Source organism: Pseudomonas sp. Rh2 (assembly GCF_040762985.1).
Lineage (GTDB): Bacteria > Pseudomonadota > Gammaproteobacteria > Pseudomonadales > Pseudomonadaceae > Aquipseudomonas > Aquipseudomonas taiwanensis.
Genome location: NZ_CP142890.1, coordinates 153,900 through 167,997, shown reverse-complemented (window position 1 = coordinate 167,997; position 14,098 = coordinate 153,900). Strand labels below are relative to the sequence as shown.

The following is a 14,098-nucleotide window of genomic DNA, read 5'->3' as shown; positions in this document are numbered from 1 at the left end:
TAAATCTGCGAGCGGGGAAGTCAGCACACTGAACTCATTCACGGTACCAGGGGGTTTGGTCACCCTCGCTCACACAGTGGATGTTTGCTCGCTCTTGGCCCCGGATGCTCACGGCTTTCCGGGGTTATTTTTTTGCGTCCAAGGGCCATTCGCGGAAAAACCCGCTCCTCTAGATACCCGCTGCTCTCGTGAGCCGTGGAACACCTGTAGGAGCGGGTTCAGCCGCGAGCGGGCAATGGAATCTATGCAGGAAGACCAATCACACGCCCGGCGAATTCAGGCGCTGACAGGTCGCGCTGGTTCTCTACCCAGTCGTTGAGCAATGCCACGCTGCGCTCCCCGAACGGCGCCGATTTAGGCCCCGCCAGGTCTACATGCAGCAGCATCTGCTCGCTTGCCGCCAATGCTTCGTCGAACCCCGCCCGGTGCAGGCTGTGGTAAAGGTGCAGGCGCTTGCGGTCGAAACCGATGATCTGCGTCTGCACCCACACTTCGGTGCCCAGCTTCACTTCATGCAGGTAGTTGATGTGCGCCTCGAGGGTGAACAGCGAATGTCCGCTTTGCCCACGGCTGTCGGCATCCAGGCCGATGCGCTCCATCAATGCGTCGGTGGCGTAGCTGAAGATCAGCAGGTAATAGGCATCGCGCAGATGCCCGTTGTAGTCGACCCAGTCCTCCTGGACCGGGGTACGGTAGGTGATCGAAGCGGGCATTGCGGTCTCCTCACTCGCCAAACGCCAGGCCGTGGCTGGCTTTGCTGTTTTTCACAGCTTCCAGTACTGCCAGCAGGGTGTCATCACGATAGCGCTCCAGCGCGGCGATGCTGCGCTCGCCCAGTTGCTCCGAGGTGCCTTCGACCACGTCGTCGATCAGTTTGTCCGTCAGCTCCGGTGCTGGCAGGTAGGTCCAGGGCAGCTTCAGCGCCGGGCCGAACTGGGACATGAAGTGGCGCATGCCAGCATCGCCGCCCGCCAGGGTGTAAGTGAGGAAGGTGCCCATGAACGACCAGCGCAGACCGGCACCGAAGCGGATGGCGTCGTCGATCTCGCCCGTCGTGGCTACGCCGTCGTTGACCAGGTGCAGGGCTTCGCGCCACAGCGCTTCGAGCAGGCGGTCGGCGATGAAGCCGGGGACTTCCTTGCGTACGTGCAGCGGGCGCATGCCCAAGGCCGTGTAGAAGGTCTTCGCGGCCTCGATGGCGTCCGGGGAAGTGCGGTTGCCACCGACGATCTCGACCAACGGCAGCAGGTACACCGGGTTGAACGGGTGGCCGACCACGCAGCGCTCGGGGTGGGTGGCCGACTCGTAGAACTCACTGGGCAGCAGCCCCGAGGTGCTGGAACCGATGATGGCGTTCGGTTTGGCCGCGGCGCTGATCTTGGCGTGCAGGTCGAGCTTGAGGTCGAGGCGTTCCGGGGCGCTTTCCTGGATGAAATCGGCGTCGCGAACGCATTCTTCGATGGTCGCGACGAACTTCAGCCGCTGCTGCGAAGCACCGGGCGCCAGGCCTTGTTTCTCAAGGGCCGGCCAGGCATTGGCGATGCGCTTGCGAAGCGCCTGTTCGGCACCGGGGGCCGGGTCCCAGGCGATGACATCCAGGCCATGGGCGAGGGCGCGGGCGACCCAGCCGCTGCCAATCACGCCGCTACCGAGGGCGGCGAAGGTCTTGATTTCGGTGATGAAGGGCATGTCGATCTCCTTGGCTCGGTATCAGCGGCGCTTGAGGTTCATTTTTTCCCGGCCTTCTGCCGGGGTGAGCACGCGGGCGCCCATGCGGGTGATGATTTCCGCTGCCCGCTCGACCAGCTGGCCGTTGCTCGCCAGTACGCCACGGTCCAGGTACAGGTTGTCTTCCAGGCCCACGCGAACGTTGCCGCCGAGCAGTACCGCCTGCGCCGCCATGGGCATCTGCATGCGGCCGATGCCGAAGCCTGCCCAGGTCACGTTCGCCGGCAGGTTGTCGACCATCGCCTTCATGGTGGTGGTGTCGGCCGGTGCCCCCCACGGGATGCCCAGGCACAGCTGGAACAGCGGGTCCTCTAGCAGGCCCTCCTTCATCATCTGCTTGGCGAACCACAGGTGGCCTGTGTCGAAGATCTCCAGCTCGGCTTTCACGCCCAGCTCGGTAATGCGCTTGGCGCCGGCACGCAGTTGCGCGGGGGTCGAGACGTAGATGGCGTTGCCATCGCCGAAGTTGAGGGTGCCGCAGTCGAGGGTGCAGATTTCCGGCAACAGTGCCTCGACGTGGGCCAGGCGTTCCAGCGGGCCGATCAGGTCGGTGCCTGGGCCGAATTCCATTGGCGACTCGCCTGGGCCGATTTCAAGGTCGCCGCCCATGCCGGCAGTGAGGTTGACGATGATGTCCACGTCGGCTTCGCGGATGCGTTCCATCACTTCGCGGTACAACGCTACATCGCGGCTGAAGCGGCCGGTTTGCGGGTCGCGGACGTGGCAGTGGACCACGGTGGCGCCAGCCTTGGCGGCTTCGACGGCGGATTCGGCGATCTGTTTGGGGGTGACCGGGACCAAGTGGCTCTTGGCAACGGTGTCGCCGGCACCGGTGAGGGCGCAGGTGATGATGACGTCATGGTTCATGGCGTGGTTCCTGGTGATATCGGGGGTGGATTTTTCGCGGGCAAGCCTGCTCCCACAGGATCGACGTGACCCTGAATGTAGCGCTGTACCTGTAGGCGCGAGCTTGCTGGCGAAGAGGCCGGATCAGTTGGCGCTGAGCTTGAGGTTCTCGGCAGCTGGCTGGCCGTCGAAGGTGGTCACACCCTCAAGCCAGCGGGCCTTGTCTTCGGGGTGGTCCTTGAGCCACTGGCGGGCCGATTCCAGGGCGTCCTTGTGGTCGAGCAACGGCTGCATCATGCGGCTCTCGTCCTCGGCACTGAAGTTCAGGTTGGTCAGCAGGCGGTGGGCATTGGGACAGCGTTGGGCGTAGTCTGGCGCCGTGACCGTCCACACCGTCGCCCGGCCTTCGTCAGGGCCCAGGGCATCCTGGCTGTCGCCCAGGTAGGCCATCTCGATGTTCACATTCATCGGGTGCGGCGCCCAGCCAAAGAACACTACCGCTTCCTTGCGCCGTACGGCGCGGTCGACAGCGGCGAGCATGCCTGCCTCACTCGATTCGACCAGCTGGAACTTGCCCAGGTCGAACTGGTTCTTGGTGATCATCGCCTTGATCTGGGTATTGGCGCCGGAACCCGGTTCAATGCCATAGATCTTGCCGCCCAGTTCTTTCTCGAACTTGTGGATGTCGGCGAAGGTTTTCAGGCCTTTGTCATAGAGGTATTTCGGCACGGCCAGGGTGGCGCGGGCGTCCTCCAGGCTTGGCTTGTCCAAGACCTTGACCTGGTTGGCATCGACGAACGGGGTGATGGTTTGGGTCATGAGCGGGTTCCAGTAACCCAGGAACATGTCCAGGCGCTTGTCGCGGATACCGGCGAAGATGATCTGCTGCGAGGCGCTGGTCTGCTTGGTCTGGTAACCCAGCCCATCGAGCAACACCTGCGCCATGGCGCTGGTGGCGATGACGTCGGTCCAGTTGACCACGCCCAGGCGCACGTCCTTGCAGACGGCGGGTTCGGCGGCGAATACGGGGCTTGCAAGGGTGGTGCTCAGAGCGAGGGAAAACAGGCTGCGGCGGATCAAGCTGTGCATGGTGGCTCTCCAACGGCAGTGCATATTGTTATAGGGGCCGGTCTCTCTGGACCGTGTGTTTAAGCTACGCGGGTGGCACACTGGAAAATCGCACGCTGGCGACTCACACTTGCACCCTGGCGACCTGTCCTCATCAGAGAAACCTCGATGTCGCAAACTATCCAGTTCCTCCTGCTTCCAGGCTTTTCGGCCATGGGCTTCATCAGCGCCTTGGAGCCGCTGCGCGTGGCCAACCGCTTCCGTGGGCCACAGTACCGTTGGCAGGTGCTGAGCCTGGATGGCGGGGCGGTGCAGGCGAGCAACGGTATGTCGGTCAACGCCGATGGCGCGTTGGGCGATGAGCCGCACGGGCAGATGCTGCTGGTGGTCGCAGGGTTCGATCCGTTGGCCAGTTATGGCCATGGCTTGCAACAAGCGCTACGTCGTCTCGACCACGAGGGGGTGATTCTGGGCGGCATCGATACCGGCGCGATGGTATTGGCCGAAGCGGGCCTGCTGGATGGGCATCGGGCGACCTTGCATTGGGAGGCGCTGGAGGCTTTCAAGGAGCGTTATCCACGGTTGCAGGCGACGCAGGAGCTGTTCGAGATCGACCGCCGAAGAATTACCTGCGCGGGTGGCACGGCGTCGATCGACCTGATGCTCGACCTGATTGGCCAGGCCCATGGCAGCGAGTTGGCGGTGCAGGTTTCCGAGCAGTTCGTGCTGGGGCGTATCCGTCCGCGACAGGATCACCAGCGCATGCAGATCGCCTCCCGCTACGGCATCAGCAACAAGAAGCTGGTGAAGGTCATTGGCGAGATGGAGCGCAACACCGAGCAGCCGCTCAATACCCAGGTGCTGGCCGATGCCGTGCAGGTGACCCGGCGGCAGCTCGAGCGGTTGTTTCGCCTGTACCTGAACGACACGCCCAGTGGCTTCTATTTGCGGCTGCGCTTGGACAAGGCGCGGCAGTTGTTGCGTCAGACCGACATGAGCGTGCTGGAGGTCGGCGTGGCATGCGGGTTCGAGTCTGCGTCGTACTTTACCCGCTGCTACCGAACGCGGTTCGAGCGCTGCCCGCGGGAGGACCGGTTGGCTCGGGTGGTCTGAGGTCTTCCTGCGCTGGCCTCTTTGCGGGGTTGCCCGCGAAGAGGCCGTTACAGGGCTACTGCTGACCGATGGATTGCAGGTACTCCGAGCGGTCATCGCTGCGCTGTGCAACGCAGGTATCCCAGGCCGCCTGGAACGCTTTGCTGCCGGGTTTCTCGGCATAGGTTTCGACCTTGCAGTCGGCATCGCGCAGCTGCGTCCACAGTTTTTCGGCGGCATCCATGCGCCCGACCAGGGCTGTGGCCTTGTCGCCTTCATCGGCATATTGGTCGCGAATGCGCTGAATCAGGTCGTCATACGCCGACTTCAACTCGCGCTCGGCGGTCTGTTTATTGAACGCCGCGCAAGCGAAGGCCTGCTGGTCGCTCTCGACGTTATCGCAGGGCGTGCTTTCTTCCTCGCCGGCCTGGGCGCCCATCGCAAAGGCCATCAGAACCAGCCATGCCATTGATTTCATCCGTTATCTCCTCGAACCGGCTGACGAATCGCCGCGATTCTCGCTCAGCCCACGTCTGTGCGGTAGCTCCCTGACGAAATGTTCATAAACGCCTGGCGAATGTCGTTATCGAGACTGGCTCTCATCGGCGGATGGCGCGCCAGAGCGTGCCATGTCGCGCATTGACGCTTTCGGCAAACCCCCTGTCGTTTTTGCATCGGGGCGCCTCGGGGCACAGGCATATGCTGGCTCCAAAGCGCCGGCACAAGGTTTGGCGCGAGCCAACTCGATAAAAGGGGACAGCCTGATGAGCCCAGCCGAACTTCACGCCGACAGCATCGTCATCGACGGTCTGATCATTGCCAAATGGAACCGCGAGCTGTTCGAGGACATGCGCAAGGGCGGGCTGACCGCGGCCAACTGCACGGTGTCGGTGTGGGAGGGCTTCAAGGCCACCGTCGATAACATCGCCGCCAGCCAGAAGCTGATCCGCGAGAACAGCGACCTGGTAATGCCGGTACGTACCACCGCCGACATTCGCAAGGCCAAGGAACTGGGCAAGACCGGCATCCTCTTCGGTTTCCAGAACGCCCATGCGTTCGAAGACCAGATCGCCTACGTCGACGTGTTCAAGCAGCTGGGCGTGGGCATCGTGCAGATGTGCTACAACACCCAGAACCTGGTTGGCACCGGCTGCTACGAGCGTGACGGCGGCCTGTCGGGCTTCGGTCGCGAAATCGTCGCCGAGATGAACCGCGTCGGCATCATGTGCGACCTGTCCCACGTGGGCTCCAAGACCTCCGAGGAAGTCATCCTCGAATCGAAAAAGCCGGTCTGCTACTCCCACTGCCTGCCTTCTGGCCTGAAGGAGCACCCGCGCAACAAGTCGGACGAAGAGCTGAAGTTCATCGCCGACCACGGCGGCTTCGTCGGCGTGACCATGTTCGCACCGTTCCTGGCCAAGGGCATCGACTCGACCATCGACGACTACGCCGAGGCCATCGAGTACACCATGAACATCGTCGGCGAAGACGCTATCGGTATCGGTACCGACTTCACCCAAGGCCACGGCCAGGATTTCTTCGAATACCTGACCCATGACAAGGGCTACGCCCGTCGCCTGACCAACTTCGGCAAGATCATCAACCCGCTCGGCATTCGCACTGTCGGCGAGTTCCCCAACCTCACCGAAACCCTGCTCAAGCGCGGCCACTCCGAACGTGTGGTGCGCAAGATCATGGGCGAGAACTGGGTCAACGTCCTCAAGGATGTCTGGGGCGAGTAAGCCGCTCTCCAAGCCTGATAGCCCCTGCCAGCAACGCCGGGGCACCCACATAAAAATTTTTATGGAGTTGAGTTTCCATGGCCAAGATCGCCCCGCAATTGCCAATCGAAGTCGACAGCGAGACCGGTGTCTGGACCAGCGACGCCCTGCCGATGCTGTACGTGCCGCGCCATTTCTTCGTTAACAACCACATCGGCATCGAGGAAGTGCTGGGCGCCGAAGCCTACGCCGAGATTCTGTACAAGGCCGGCTACAAGTCCGCCTGGCACTGGTGTGAAAAAGAAGCCGAATGCCATGGCCTGGAAGGCGTCGCGGTGTTTGAGCACTACATGAAGCGCCTGTCCCAGCGTGGTTGGGGCCTGTTCGAAATCCAGGACATCGACCTCGACAAAGGCACCTGCAGCGTCAAGCTCAAGCACTCGGCGTTCGTGTACGTCTATGGCAAGTGCGGCCGCAAGGTCGACTACATGTTCACTGGCTGGTTCGCCGGTGCCATGGACCAGATTCTCGCCGCCCGTGGCAGTTCGATCCGCACCGTGGCCGAGCAGGTCTACGGCGGTTCGGAAGAAGGTCACGATGACGGCCTGTTCGTCGTCAAGCCGTTGTAAGTCGGAGAGAGCGTCATGGCATTCGAAGCAATGTTCCAGCCGATCCAGATCGGCAAACTGACCATCCGCAACCGCGTGCTCAGCACCGCGCATGCCGAGGTCTACGCCACCGACGGCGGCATGACTACCGACCGTTACGTGAAGTACTACGAAGAGAAGGCCAAGGGCGGCATCGGCCTGGCCATCTGCGGTGGCTCGTCGGTGGTCGCCATCGACAGCCCGCAGGAGTGGTGGTCGTCGGTGAACCTGTCCACCGACCGGATCATCCCGCACTTCCAGAACTTGGCCGACGCCATGCACAAGCATGGCGCCAAGATCATGATCCAGATTACCCACATGGGTCGTCGTTCGCGTTGGGACGGCTTCAACTGGCCGACCCTGATGTCGCCGTCGGGCATCCGTGAACCGGTGCACCGCGCTACCTGCAAGACCATCGAGGTGGAAGAGATCTGGCGCGTGATCGGCAACTACGCGCAAGCTGCGCGTCGTGCCAAGGAAGGTGGTCTGGACGGCGTCGAACTGTCGGCCGTGCACCAGCACATGATCGACCAGTTCTGGAGCCCTCGGGTCAACAAACGTACCGACGAATGGGGCGGTACCTTCGAAGGCCGCATGAAGTTCGGCCTGGAAGTGCTCAAGGCCGTGCGCAAGGAAGTCGGCGACGACTTCTGCGTGGGCATGCGTATCTGTGGCGACGAGTTCCACCCTGATGGCCTGAGCCACGAGGACATGAAGCAGATCGCTGCCTACTACGACGCCACTGGCATGATCGACTTCATCGGCGTGGTCGGCTCGGGTTGCGACACCCACAATACCCTGGCCAACGTCATCCCGAACATGAGCTACCCGCCGGAGCCGTTCCTGCACCTGGCGGCGGGCATCAAGGAAGTGGTCAAGGTCCCGGTGCTGCACGCGCAGAACATCAAGGACCCGAACCAGGCCACGCGTATCCTGGAAGGCGGCTACGTGGACATGGTCGGCATGACCCGCGCCCATATCGCCGACCCGCACCTGATCGCCAAGATCAAGATGGGCCAGGTCGACCAGATCAAGCAGTGCGTCGGTGCCAACTACTGTATCGACCGTCAGTACCAGGGCTTGGATGTACTGTGCATCCAGAACGCCGCGACTTCCCGTGAATACATGGGCGTGCCGCACATCATCGAGAAGTCCACCGGGCCCAAGCGCAAGGTGGTGGTGGTCGGTGCCGGCCCTGCCGGTATGGAAGCTGCGCGTGTCGCCGCCGAGCGTGGCCACGACGTGACCGTGTTCGAGAAGAAAGACCAGATCGGCGGGCAGATCACCATCGCCGCCAAGGCGCCGCAGCGCGACCAGATCGCCGGTATCACCCGCTGGTACCAGCTGGAGTTCGCCCGCCTGAAAGTCGACCTGCGCCTGGGCACTGCCGCTGACGTGGATGCCATCCAGGACCTGCGTCCGGACATCATCGTCCTGGCGGTGGGCGGCCATCCGTTCGTCGAACAGAACGAGCACTGGGGCGCTGCCGAAGGGCTGGTGGTCAGCAGCTGGGACGTACTCGACGGCAAGGTCGCGCCGGGCAAGAACGTGCTGGTGTACGACACCATCTGCGAATTCACTGGTATGTCTGCCGCGGACTTCCTGGCCGACAAGGGCAGCCAGGTGGAAATCGTCACTGACGATATCAAGCCGGGTGTCGCGATGGGGGGGACCACCTTCCCGACCTACTACCGCAGCATCTACCCGAAAGAAGTGATCATGACCGGCGACATGATGCTGGAAAAGGTCTACCGCGAGGGTGACAAGGTGGTGGCGGTGCTGGAGAACGAGTACACCGGCGCCAAGGAAGAACGGGTGGTCGACCAGGTGGTGATCGAGAACGGCGTGCGTCCTGACGAGCAGCTGTACTACGCGCTCAAGGAGGGTTCGCGCAACAAAGGCCAGATCGACATCGAGGCCCTGTTCGCGATCAAGCCGCAGCCGATCCTCAGCCAGCCGGGCGAAGGTTACCTGCTGTATCGCATCGGTGACTGCGTGGCCCAGCGCAACGTGCATGCTGCGATCTATGACGCCCTTCGCCTGTGCAAGGACTTCTGATCGCTCCGCCTCTCTAGAGGCGGACTGGCCCCCCTGTAGGAGCGAGTTCGCTCGCGATGGCGGCAGCCCTGGCAACCAGGTTGTCTGATCGGTCGCTATCGCGAGCACGCTCGCTCCTACAGGGGTCCGCGCCGACCTTCAGGGCGGCGCAAGAATTCAGCTGTTGTGGGAGCCTCCCATGTTGAACACCCTTCTACCCATCCTGCTGTTCGCTGCCCTTGGCCTGGCAGTGCTCGGCGCCCTGCGTCGCGTGCGCATGTGGCGGCGTGGTCGGGCCGCCAAGGTCGACTTGATCGGCGGCCTGCTGGCCATGCCAAGGCGCTACCTGGTGGACCTGCACCATGTGGTCGAGCGCGACAAGTACATGTCCAAGACCCACGTCGCCACCGCGGGCGGCTTCGTGCTGTCGGCCGTTCTGGCGATCCTTGTGCATGGCTTCGGCCTGCAGAGCAAGATTCTTGGCTATGCCTTGCTGGTAGCCACGGTGATCATGTTCAGCGGCGCCATCTTCGTCTTCAAACGCCGTCGCAACCCACCCGCACGCCTGTCCAAGGGCCCGTGGATGCGGCTACCCAAGAGCTTGCTGGCGTTCGCCGCGAGCTTCTTCATCGCCACCTTGCCAGTCGCTGGCATCCTGCCGGCCGATACCGGCGGCTGGGTCATGGTCGCGGTTCTGGGCCTGGGCGTGCTGTGGGGCGTGTCGGAGCTGTTCTTCGGCATGACCTGGGGAGGCCCGATGAAGCACGCCTTCGCCGGGGCTTTGCACCTGGCCTGGCACCGGCGCGCAGAACGCTTTGGCGGTGGCCGCTCCACCGGCCTCAAGCCGCTGGACCTGGAAGACCCCAACGCACCGCTGGGCGTGGAAAAACCGGTGGACTTCACCTGGAACCAGCTACTTGGCTTCGATGCCTGCGTGCAGTGCGGTAAATGTGAAGCGATGTGCCCGGCGTTCGCCGCCGGTCAGCCGCTGAACCCGAAAAAACTGATTCAGGACATGGTCATCGGCCTGGCCGGTGGTACTGACGCCCAGTTCGCGGGCAGCCCATATCCGGGCAAGCCGATCGGCGAACACGGCGGCCACCCGCACCAGCCGATCGTCAACGGCCTGGTCGACGCTGAAACGCTGTGGTCGTGCACCACTTGCCGCGCCTGCGTCGAGGAATGCCCGATGATGATCGAGCACGTCGATGCCATCGTCGACATGCGCCGCCACCTGACCCTGGAAAAAGGTGCGACCCCCAACAAAGGCGCCGAGGTGCTGGACAACCTGATCGCCACCGACAACCCGGGCGGTTTCAACCCTGGCGGGCGCATGAACTGGGCGGCCGACCTCAACCTGAAGCTGCTGTCGGACGTGAAAGCCACCGAGGTGCTGTTCTGGGTCGGCGACGGTGCCTTCGACATGCGCAACCAGCGCACCCTGCGCTCGTTCGTGAAAGTGCTCAAGGCCTCTGGCGTGGACTTCGCCGTGCTCGGCCTGGAAGAGCGCGACAGCGGTGATGTGGCGCGGCGCCTGGGCGATGAAGCGACCTTCCAGCAGTTGGCCAAGCGCAACATCCAGACCCTGGCCAAGTACAAGTTCCAGCGCATCGTCACTTGCGACCCGCACAGCTTCCACGTACTGAAGAACGAGTATGGCGCGCTGGGTGGCGAGTACCAGGTGCAGCACCACAGCACCTACATCGCCGAGCTGATCGCCGCGAACAAGCTCAACCTCGGCCAGCACAAGGGCGGCAGCGTCACCTATCACGACCCATGCTACCTGGGGCGCTACAACGGCGAGTACGAAGCCCCGCGCGCGGTGCTCAAGGCGCTGGGTATCGAAGTGCGCGAGATGGAGCGTTCGGGCTTCCGCTCCCGCTGCTGCGGCGGTGGTGGTGGTGCGCCGATCACTGACATCCCTGGCAAGCAACGTATTCCGGACATGCGCATGGACGATATCCGCCAGACCGAAGCCGAGCTGGTGGCGGTTGGTTGCCCGCAGTGCACGGCAATGCTCGAAGGCGTGGTCGAACCGCGTCCACAGATCAAGGACCTCGCCGAGTTGGTGGCCGATGTGCTGATCGAAGAGGAAACCCCTGCAAGCGCAAAGTCGCAAGCGGCCAAACGTGAACCTGCGGAGGTGCACTGATGAGCGACATCATCCGCCGCGACCCACGCGCCGAGTGGATCGCCCGTAACCGTCTGCATCCGCTGCACGCGGCGATGCAGACGCAGCAGACCAGCTGGATGGGGCCCAACGGCCTCATCCGCAAGAACCCCCATGCCATTGCCGCAGGCTTCATCGGCCCCCATGGCATCAAGCGCATCGACCGCAGTGGCGCCCAGCAGGGCACTGGTGTGGGCGGGCGCCGCGCCGCCGCCGCGCAAGTGCAGCTGCCGCTGCACCAGGTGCCGGCCCCGGCGTTCTACATCGCCGTGGTTCCAGACATGGTCGGTGGTCGCCTGAGCAGCCACGACCGTGACCTGCTTGGCCTGGCCCATAGCCTGGCTGGCAGCGACGGTGCGGTGCTGGCGATCGTGTTTGGCGAGCACAAGGAAAGCAACTTTTCCACAGCCGGCGTCGACCGCTTGCTGGTCATCGAAGGCGAGCAGTACCAAGGTTATGCGCCGGAACAACTGGTACAAGCCCTGCGCGCTGTGGATAACCAATTCACCCCGCGCCATTGGTTGCTGCCCGACAGCCGCACCGGGGGCGGCGAACTGGGGCGGCGTCTGGGCGCGACGTTGGGCGAGCGCCCGGCAACGCGGGTCTGGCAGGTCAAGGACGGCCAGTGCATCGGCCGCGCCGGTGCCGGTCAGCAGGACCTGCAACGCAGTGTGCCTCGGTTGATCCTGGCCGCCGCGGAGTGCGCCGAGCCGGTCAGCGAAACCCGTCACGAAGCCTTGCCGGTGGAGTTGTCCACAAGCGTTGCGCGCAGCCTGTCGCGTATTGAAGACCTGGGTTCGGTCGCGGTCGATCCGGCCACCATCGCCATGGCCGAGGCCGAGTTCATCGTCTCGGGTGGCAATGGTGTCAAGGACTGGGACCTGTACCACAAGGCCACCGCAGCGCTCGGTGCCACCGAAGGCGCCTCGCGGGTGGCGGTGGACGACGGCTTCATGCCGCGCAACCGTCAGGTGGGTGCCACGGGTACCTGGGTAACCGCGCGGGTCTACGTGGCGGTGGGTATCTCTGGTGCGATCCAGCACCTGCAGGGCATCGGTGCCTGCGACAAGGTGGTGGCGATCAACATGGACCCTGGCTGCGACATGATCAAACGGGCGGACCTGTCGGTGATTGGCGACAGTTCGGCGATTCTCAAGGCACTGATCGAGGCTGTGGACAACTTCCGCAGCGGCGGCCAGCGCGACGCGGCATAAGGGCACGAGCATGAGTACGAAAGTCATCAGCCTGGTTTCCATCGGTGCCCACCCAAGCTCCGGCCGCGCCCGTCGCGCCGAGCAGGACGCCCGAGCCGTGGAACTGGGTTTGCAACTGGCTGGGGATAACTTGCAGGTGGTGCACGCAGGTGACCCTCGTGAGGAAGCGCTGCGTGCTTACCTGGGCATGGGGCTGGATCACCTGGATGTGCTGGAACAGCCTGCCGGCGCCGATGTGCTGGGAGTGTTGAGCGACTACCTGCGTGACGCAGGGGCCCAAATGGTATTGACCGGAAGCCAGGCCGAGACGGGTGAAGGTTCGGGCATGCTGCCGTTTCTGTTGGCTGAGAAGCTGGGTTGGCCGCTGGTGGTAGGGCTGGCCGAAGTCGAATCCATCGAGAACGGTACTGCCCAGGTACTGCAAGCGCTGCCGCGTGGTCAGCGACGCCGTTTGAAGGTACGCCTGCCGCTGCTGGCGACTGTGGATAACGCCGCACCTAAGCCCCGTCAGAGCGCCTTTGGGCCAGCGCGCCGGGGCGTGTTGGCGGCGCGCAATGTGGATATCCTCGAGGATGAACTGCTGGCGGACGCCGAGCTGCAACCGGCGCGGCCACGTCCAAAGCGGCTGAAGGTGATCAAGGCCAAGAGCGGAGCCGACCGGATGAAGGCGGCGACGGCCAAGGCCAGCGGTGGTGGGGGCAAGGTGTTGAAGGACGTTTCGCCGCAGGAAGGGGCCGAGGCCATCCTCAAGTTGCTGGTGGAGGAGGGGGTCTTGCGCTGAATCCAACGGCCCTGTCGCCGGCTTCTCGGCGATAGGGCCTTCAAGGCTGTTCCCGTATGACATTGAACGCCCAACAAGCGACTCCCTCTATCACCGGCTCGAACGATACCCGCTCTCCCTCCTGCAGGCTGCCCTGGCCACCCTCGATGATCGCAAGCTGAGTCACGAAGTAATCCACCTCTTCCTCATCGCTGCTGATAACACCCATCCCATGGTCTTCGTTGAACCACTTCACGGTACCCAGCAGACGATTGTGCATAAGTGCGCTCGCAGTGATGCCTTAATAGTGGCATCCACTTCATCACGCCCCTCCCAGGAGCGAAACTGGCAGAAATACCAGGTGAACCGCAATTTTGCCCACGGAATCTGTTCGCCAAGGTGTGGATAAAGTGTTGGTGCATGGCTGTGCGCCTTTGATCATGCGCCTTTCAGAGATTAGATCAAAAAATGATCAGCCTTCAGCGAGCGTGCTTGAGTCGTGATTCGCGGCATTGACCTGATATTGCCCACAATCCCTGTTAGCCGGTCTGTGGATAATATGTTCGCCCATCCCTGGATGCGGTGAAATCAAAGGGCTTCATGGAAACGATCATTTTTTGTCCAAATTCTCCTGTTACGCACACAAGCCACTGATTTCGGGAGTTCTAGACACTTTTCCACATCCCTTTTCGGCTGAACTGCTGTTTCCCACATTCTTTGTTGGTTGCTCTGTGGACAATGTGTTCGCAGAGGCTTCCAGGCCTTTGTTTACAGTGCCTGTAGAGGTTTGATCAGAAAATGATCAAACACACGGT

The 14,098-nt window shown here is 62.8% G+C and carries 13 protein-coding genes; 7 read left to right on the top strand and 6 right to left on the bottom strand.

What is annotated here, in order from left to right; genetic code table 11:
* Positions 1-242: 242 nt before the first annotated feature.
* The 4 genes from VXM67_RS00730 to choX all read right to left on the bottom strand — a co-directional run bounded on the left by VXM67_RS00730 (position 243) and on the right by choX (position 3,663).
* Positions 243-713 (bottom strand): thioesterase family protein, encoded by a 471-nt coding sequence (locus VXM67_RS00730; RefSeq protein WP_104881101.1) that lies wholly within the window; start codon positions 711-713, stop codon positions 243-245.
* Positions 714-723: 10 nt separating this feature from the next.
* Positions 724-1,689 carry an L-carnitine dehydrogenase gene (locus VXM67_RS00725; protein WP_023382786.1) on the bottom strand — a complete coding sequence of 322 codons (966 nt, stop codon included), beginning with the start codon at positions 1,687-1,689 and terminating at the stop codon, positions 724-726.
* Positions 1,690-1,710: 21 nt separating this feature from the next.
* Positions 1,711-2,595: a 3-keto-5-aminohexanoate cleavage protein gene (locus VXM67_RS00720; protein ID WP_023382785.1), complete on the bottom strand. Its 885-nt coding sequence runs from the start codon at positions 2,593-2,595 to the stop codon at positions 1,711-1,713.
* A 123-nt stretch (positions 2,596-2,718) separates the two neighbouring features.
* Positions 2,719-3,663, bottom strand: coding sequence for a choline ABC transporter substrate-binding protein (gene choX / locus VXM67_RS00715; protein ID WP_023382784.1), 945 nt, complete (start codon positions 3,661-3,663; stop codon positions 2,719-2,721).
* A 147-nt stretch (positions 3,664-3,810) separates the two neighbouring features.
* On the opposite strand from choX, the gene VXM67_RS00710 reads away from it, so the two are divergent.
* Positions 3,811-4,755: a GlxA family transcriptional regulator gene (locus tag VXM67_RS00710; RefSeq protein WP_023382783.1), complete on the top strand. Its 945-nt coding sequence runs from the start codon at positions 3,811-3,813 to the stop codon at positions 4,753-4,755.
* 55 nt (positions 4,756-4,810) lie between these two features.
* Here VXM67_RS00710 and VXM67_RS00705 read toward each other — a convergent pair whose 3' ends face one another.
* Complete coding sequence (locus tag VXM67_RS00705; RefSeq protein WP_023382782.1) at positions 4,811-5,212, bottom strand: lysozyme inhibitor LprI family protein; 402 nt, start codon at positions 5,210-5,212, stop codon at positions 4,811-4,813.
* Positions 5,213-5,498: 286 nt separating this feature from the next.
* Here VXM67_RS00705 and VXM67_RS00700 point away from each other — a divergent pair, with 286 nt between their 5' ends.
* From VXM67_RS00700 to VXM67_RS00675, 6 genes are all read left to right on the top strand, one after another.
* A complete protein-coding gene (locus VXM67_RS00700; protein WP_023382781.1) occupies positions 5,499-6,476 on the top strand; it encodes a dipeptidase in 978 nt (325 codons plus the stop codon).
* A 77-nt stretch (positions 6,477-6,553) separates the two neighbouring features.
* Positions 6,554-7,084 carry a DUF5943 domain-containing protein gene (locus VXM67_RS00695; RefSeq protein WP_023382780.1) on the top strand — a complete coding sequence of 177 codons (531 nt, stop codon included), beginning with the start codon at positions 6,554-6,556 and terminating at the stop codon, positions 7,082-7,084.
* A 15-nt stretch (positions 7,085-7,099) separates the two neighbouring features.
* On the top strand, positions 7,100-9,160 hold the full coding sequence (gene dgcA / locus VXM67_RS00690) for a dimethylglycine demethylation protein DgcA (protein ID WP_023382779.1): 2,061 nt from the start codon (positions 7,100-7,102) through the stop codon (positions 9,158-9,160).
* 178 nt (positions 9,161-9,338) lie between these two features.
* Positions 9,339-11,291: a dimethylglycine demethylation protein DgcB gene (gene dgcB, locus VXM67_RS00685; protein ID WP_023382778.1), complete on the top strand. Its 1,953-nt coding sequence runs from the start codon at positions 9,339-9,341 to the stop codon at positions 11,289-11,291.
* Positions 11,291-12,523 carry an electron transfer flavoprotein subunit alpha/FixB family protein gene (locus VXM67_RS00680; protein ID WP_023382777.1) on the top strand — a complete coding sequence of 411 codons (1,233 nt, stop codon included), beginning with the start codon at positions 11,291-11,293 and terminating at the stop codon, positions 12,521-12,523. The genes dgcB and VXM67_RS00680 overlap by 1 nt, the downstream gene beginning before the upstream one ends.
* A 10-nt stretch (positions 12,524-12,533) precedes the next feature.
* Positions 12,534-13,304: an electron transfer flavoprotein, alpha/beta-subunit-like protein gene (locus tag VXM67_RS00675; RefSeq protein WP_023382776.1), complete on the top strand. Its 771-nt coding sequence runs from the start codon at positions 12,534-12,536 to the stop codon at positions 13,302-13,304.
* 40 nt (positions 13,305-13,344) lie between these two features.
* Here the strand turns inward: VXM67_RS00675 and VXM67_RS00670 are convergent, their stop codons facing one another.
* Positions 13,345-13,563, bottom strand: coding sequence for a cold shock domain-containing protein (locus VXM67_RS00670; protein ID WP_049818792.1), 219 nt, complete (start codon positions 13,561-13,563; stop codon positions 13,345-13,347).
* Positions 13,564-14,098: the final 535 nt, after the last annotated feature.